Raw genomic sequence first — 3940 nt, 5'->3', positions numbered from 1 at the left:
CGAACCGGCTTGAGGTCTATCGCCTCATGCAATTTTGTTTTCGCGACATCATGGAACAGCACTGCGGAGCCGATGAAACCGACCGGATTTTTTACGAAGCCGGTTTTCTGGCCGGCCGGGAATTTTATGATCACCTGATTGCCCCTCAGGAAGAGCTGGCTGATTTGGTCAAAAAGTTACAGACTGTATTGAAAGATCTGGGGGTGGGGATTCTGCGGGTTGAAGAGGCCGATCTTGAAAACGGCTGTCTGACCCTGACGGTTTCCGAGGATCTGGATTGTTCCGGTCTGCCGGAAACCGGCCATCAGATCTGTACTTATGATGAAGGTTTTATCGCCGCCATTCTTGAGCGTTTCAGTGGAAAACCTTTTATTGTGAAAGAGGTTGATTGCTGGTGCACCGGAGATCGAACCTGTCGTTTTCAGGCAAAAATTGCGCTCTGACCGGAGAATGAAATGAGTTTTAAGCTCTGTGCCTTTCTTGCCGAACTGGCCGCCGGACGAATTCCTCGAAATGATCTCCCTCTGGATTTGCCGGAAACCGAGTCCCTGCTCCGGCTGGCTGATTATCTGTCCGCCGTGCAGAGATTTTCCCTGGCCCTGGCCAACGGCGATCTTTCCGCTCCGCTTCCCGTCGCAGGTGGTCCGGTGATTGGTGGCCTCAAGTCGCTGCATGCCGGATTGAAACATCTTACCTGGCAGACGCAGCGAATCGCCGAGGGTGATTTTTCTCAGCGGGTTGACTTTATGGGGGATTTTTCTAAGGCTTTCAACCAGATGGTTGAACGTCTGGAGGCGTCCCGCAGCGAGCTTGAAAATCTCACCCTGCGGCTGCAGCAGGATAATATCGCTCTGCGTGACCTGACCGAGGCCCTGCGTGAGGGCGAGGCGCGTTTTCGCCATATTGCGGAAAATGTTGATGATGTGATCTGGACCATGGATCGCGCGATGGAATTTTTCACCTATATCAGTCCGTCGATTACCAACCTGTGTGGGCTCAGTGTCGACGAGGCCCTGCGGGAACCGCTGGAGCGGTCCCTGACCCCTGAATCCCTGGTGGAGCTGAGAAAACGTTTGCTGGCGGCTTGGTCTTCGACCGCTGGCGGGGCTAAGTCAGCCGAGGTTGTCGAGGTGACGCAAATTTGTCAGGATGGTCGGCGCGTTCCTCTCGAGGTGGTGGTTTCTCCGATTATTGACGCGGATGGCAGAATCAAGGAGTATGTTGGGGTCTCCCGTGATATTTCGGCCCGTAAAAAGGCTGAGAACCTGCTGAAATACCAAAGCACCCATGATGCGTTGACCGGTCTTTACAACCGCGTTTTTTTTGACGCGGAGCTTGAGCGCGTGGTGGCCGCAGCCAAATTTCCGCTGAGTTTCATCGTCGCCGATCTCGATGGTTTAAAGATAGTCAATGACACTCTGGGACATGGCGCCGGAGACCGTCTGATCAAAGGGGCGGCCGAGATTCTGCGCCTGGCCTTTCGTAGCGACGATGTCATTGTTCGCATCGGCGGCGATGAATTCGTGGTTATGCTGCCGGCGACGGCCATCGCTTCAGCTTCGCTGTTTCTCGAGCGCATCAGAACCTGCGCCGGTTTATACAACGCTGAACGTGCTGCGCCTGCGGTCGGGCTTTCGCTGGGCTCGGCCACCGCGGCCGGCCCGCAAGAGGTTTCCTCAGCCTTGCAGGAGGCCGACCGACGCATGTATCTCGACAAGGCTTCTCGTAAACGGCGAAAGGCTAAGGGGGAGTAATGCGGGACCTGAGCCGCAGCGGCTTGACCTGATTGGTTAGACGGATGCTTTTCGGCGGGCCGCGCTTTCGGCGCAGCGCTCGCCGTCGATGACTGCTGAAATGATGCCTCCGGCATAGCCGGCGCCCTCGCCGCAGGGATAGAGATTCTTGATTTCCGGATGGTGCAGGTCGGCGGTATCGCGGGGGACGCGGAGCGGGTGAAAAGTTTGCCGTCTGAAAAGGTTCCCGCCCCGCCTTTGCCAAAACCATAATTTGAATCAGGATTGATGATCTGTCCCCGGTAAATTCTCGCGATGTCCTGCTTGCGGGCTTTGACGTCCTTGCTTCTTTCCAGGATGATCGGGCGATAGCCCAGCTCCAGCAGGCGCAATCCGGCAAAAAGACCGGCCGGCCCGGCCTCGATAATATGGACCTCTGGTTTGTGGCCGGCGTCGGGATAGAAAAAAACTTTTTGGTTTCCTCCTGGTACGGTTCGTCATAGTAGGTCAAAAGTCGCACGCAGATTAACCCGTGCCGGCCAGTGCCGGGCATCGATGGTCCGGCGCAGGATGCGGCAGTGGCTGATCTGCTCGGGGCGGATTCCTAGGGTTTCTGCCAGTTGTTGCCGCCGGCGGCTTCGGGGGTTAGGGTTAAATCCAATTCCTGTTTCATGGCGCTTCAGCTGGAAGACAGAGGTTGTGGGTGGTGAGTTGAGTTTTCCCGTCAGAGAAATGAACGATTTTTAAAAAAGTAGCTGACCGCTAAAATTTCTGGGCCCAGGTCATTAATCCCTGCATGATCATCTCGACGGAAATGGTGCCGACGAACAGGGCCGTGATGCGCCCCGCGATTTCAATGTAGCGTTGGATCAGGGGTTCATGCCGGGGGCGGACAAAATCGTGGATGGCCTTGAGAATCACCATGATCGCCAGTGACGATAGAAGGGCGAAGAAAACCGCGCCGCAGGCCGGAAGAGGATCTAGGCGCTTGCCGATAATAACGCTGGCGCTTATGGTGCCTGGTCCGATAAGTATCGGCATCGCAACGGCGCCGGCCAGGTTTTCCGAGTCGCCCCTGAGAATCTGAATGGCCTTGGGCCCGTAAAAAACGAACTGCAGGCCGATCAGTAGAAAGACAATTCCTCCGAAAATCTGAAACGACGCAAAATCAGCCTGCACTATTTCAGAGAAAACGGCGTCCCCCAGCATGGCGAAAGCCCAGAAGACGAGGGTCGCGATCAATCCACCCCGCATCAGGATCAAGGAGAACTGTCTGCGGCTACATTTTTCCAGCGCGTCAATCAGGTAAATGATAACCAGGAAAGGATTGAGGAGCACCAGCAGCAGCGCTGTAGATTTGAAGAAAACGGTCATCTTTCCTTGAAGTATTTCCAGGTCCCAGTATGGTGACTGGTCCTTACTGTGGATCGGAGAATCGGGTCTGACTCTAACATAGTTGTCTCGCGAGATGCAATCCCTATCTCGCCGTCTTGGTCTATTCTTTAAAGTGAGTGATTTTACAGGTAGTGATGGCGGGATCGGTGGGGATGCCCTCCCGCAACCCAGGCTGGGCCTTTACGGCCCGCTTGGGTTGCGGGATTATTCCCGCCTTAGATTTCGACTTGAAATATTGTCAAACTACATCTTGAGACTTTGGGGGCGCGTATGCCGAATTACAGCCCCTCCAAGCAGTAAGCAGAAGATAATCATGCCCCATTCATTCAAGGTTGGGATTGAAGTTGATGAGGCTTCTATCAATGGGATGTTATTGTTAAATATGTTTCCTGACTGGATATCAAAAGAGGTATGCCAGGGGTTACCGGCGCAGCTGTAATTCATTAAATATCCTGTGGCGCCATTTTCGCCGGAGCCTAATGTCGAATCACTGTTTACAACATAACTGTTACTCTGGGCAGGACAACTAGGATCGATTGTATAGCCTTGGGGAACAGTAATGACCAAAGTAACGGTAAACTGATAATAGCCCGTGCCGCCGTCTTCGATAATCGTTGCCCCAGGGGTTACGGATATGGAACCACCCGAGATAATCTCCCCGGTTAAGGAATTATAGAAATAACCGAGGGTCGGGCATGTAAAGCATTTTGTGTAAACGGTCCGGGTTTGAGTTGTCAGTAAACCGGTAACCGGCCTTCAAATATGATTGAGAATTGGTTCAGGGCCGCCCTCCAGTCCCTGATCGGCATCGT

4 protein-coding genes are annotated in these 3940 nt (G+C 53.9%); 2 read left to right on the top strand and 2 right to left on the bottom strand.

Features of this window, described 5'->3' with window-relative positions; genetic code table 11:
- Both ENN66_12195 and ENN66_12190 read left to right on the top strand, forming a co-directional pair.
- Window positions 1-443, top strand: a 443-nt coding sequence (locus ENN66_12195) for a 4-vinyl reductase (protein ID HDS17339.1), incomplete at its 5' end; no start/stop codon positions are given.
- A 12-nt stretch (window positions 444-455) separates the two neighbouring features.
- Entirely contained in the window at window positions 456-1754 is a 1299-nt protein-coding gene (locus tag ENN66_12190) for a diguanylate cyclase (protein ID HDS17338.1), read from the top strand.
- Window positions 1755-2495: 741 nt separating this feature from the next.
- Here the strand turns inward: ENN66_12190 and ENN66_12185 are convergent.
- The gene (locus ENN66_12185) at window positions 2496-3107 is read right to left on the bottom strand and encodes a MarC family protein (protein HDS17337.1); all 612 of its coding nucleotides are present in this window, start codon (window positions 3105-3107) and stop codon (window positions 2496-2498) included.
- A 264-nt stretch (window positions 3108-3371) separates the two neighbouring features.
- Window positions 3372-3572, bottom strand: coding sequence for an IPTL-CTERM sorting domain-containing protein (locus ENN66_12180; protein ID HDS17336.1), 201 nt, complete (start codon window positions 3570-3572; stop codon window positions 3372-3374).
- Window positions 3573-3940 lie beyond the last annotated feature (368 nt).

Source organism: Pseudomonadota bacterium, assembly GCA_011049115.1.
GTDB lineage: Bacteria > Desulfobacterota > Anaeroferrophillalia > Anaeroferrophillales > Tharpellaceae > DSCM01.
The sequence above is the reverse complement of the archived record's forward strand: the minus strand, read 5'-3'. Positions and strand labels throughout refer to the sequence as shown.